This window comes from Kitasatospora sp. NPDC091257 (assembly GCF_044757675.1).
GTDB classification, from domain to species: domain Bacteria; phylum Actinomycetota; class Actinomycetes; order Streptomycetales; family Streptomycetaceae; genus Kitasatospora; species Kitasatospora lactacystinica.
The window spans coordinates 1-1,397 of sequence record NZ_JBIVVI010001704.1 but is presented as its reverse complement, the minus strand read 5'-3'; the positions used below and the strand labels follow the sequence as shown (position 1 = coordinate 1,397).

At 76.0% G+C, this 1,397-nt stretch carries 2 protein-coding genes; both read right to left on the bottom strand.

From position 1 onward, the window contains the following. Window positions 1–471, bottom strand: a 471-nt coding sequence (locus ACIQOV_RS41420; protein ID WP_401056312.1) for a hypothetical protein, incomplete at its 3' end; no start/stop codon positions are given. Window positions 472–677: 206 nt separating this feature from the next. After that, the coding region (locus ACIQOV_RS41415) for an RICIN domain-containing protein (RefSeq protein WP_401056310.1) at window positions 678–1,397 on the bottom strand (720 nt) is incomplete at its 5' end.

The following is a 1,397-nucleotide window of genomic DNA, read 5'->3' as shown; positions in this document are numbered from 1 at the left end:
CACCGGGGCGGGCCCGGCGCCCGTCCCCGTCGACGCGGCCGACGGCACACCGGTCGGGGGCGACGCGGCCGCCGTGCCGGCGGGCACCGGGTCGTCGATGACGGCGTCCGCCACGTCCAGTTCGCGCTGGGCGTGGCCGAGCGAGGGGAAGGCGCAGTCGACGGTCACCTGCCAGTGCCCGGCGGGCAGGATCTCCCGGGTGGTGTACGTCCCCGGGCGGCCCGGGACGCCGACCAGTCGCCAGGGGCCCACCGTCCGGCCGTCCGCCGCGGTGGCGGAGAGCGTGCCGGCGAACTCCTCGGTGACCGGGTCGTGGTCGTTCTCCCAGGTGGCGACGGTGCTGACGCGACCGTTCTGCTGGCCGGTGACGTCCAGGTGGACGCTGTCGCCGTGGGCACCGGCCGGTGCGGCGGTGGGCAGGACGACGGCCGCCGCGAGGGCACAGGCGGCGAGGAGCGGGCGGGTTCGCATGGCGGGTGTTCCTCGGAGCGGTGTGGGAGGTCGGATGCGGGAAACGGGGGCGTCGGGCGCGGCCGCGCCGGAACGGGTGGCCGCGCCCGGCGCGCGGGCCGGGCGACGTGCGGGACCGTGGCACCGGGCAGCCGGGCAGCCGGGCAGCCGGGCAGCCGGGCCACGGTCCTCGGGCGCGCGGCCCGCGGTCGGTCGGAGGTGCCTGCTTACGTGGCCTTCAGGAGCGACCAGTTCTGCTGCGGCCGGCCGTTCGCCTGCTGCAGCTCCAGCAGCCAACCGCCGTAGTACCAGCGAGTGCTGAGCCCCAGCACGAGCGAGCCGCCGTCCGCGGTGACGGTGAACCCGCCCTCGACGGCGTTGAGCTGCCACTTCTGCGCGGCCGCGTCGGAACACGGCTGCTGGGCGACGTACTGACCGGCCACCGGGGCGCCGCCGAGTTGCAGGCACTTGCCGGAGCGCGCGGACTTGATCCGCACCGCGCCGTTCCCGGCGTCCTCGAACTGCCACTTCTGGTTGGCGTAGCCGGTGCGCTGGTAGGCGATGGCCACGGTCCCGTCGTTCATCGAGCTGCCCCACAGGTCGGCGGCCTGCCCGGTCAGTCCGTTGACCATCGTGTAGCGCGTGCCCGGCTGCGGGCGGCCAGCGTCGGTGACCGTGCGGAAGGTGGCGGTGCGACCGGGCTTGCCGACCGCTCCGGCGGCGTCGCGGACGGCCACGGCCACGGTGTACGAGGTGCCGGGGGCGAGGCGGACCACGCCGACCACCGTCGAGCGGACGGTGCCGATCGCCTGGCCGTTCAGCAGGACGTCGTAGCCGGCCGCGGCGGGTACGGCGGTCCAGCTGAGCACGGCGGAGTTCTGGGTGACCTGGCTGACGCCCACCGCGGGGCCGGTGTTGCCCGCCGTGGGGGTCGCAGTTGGAGTGGG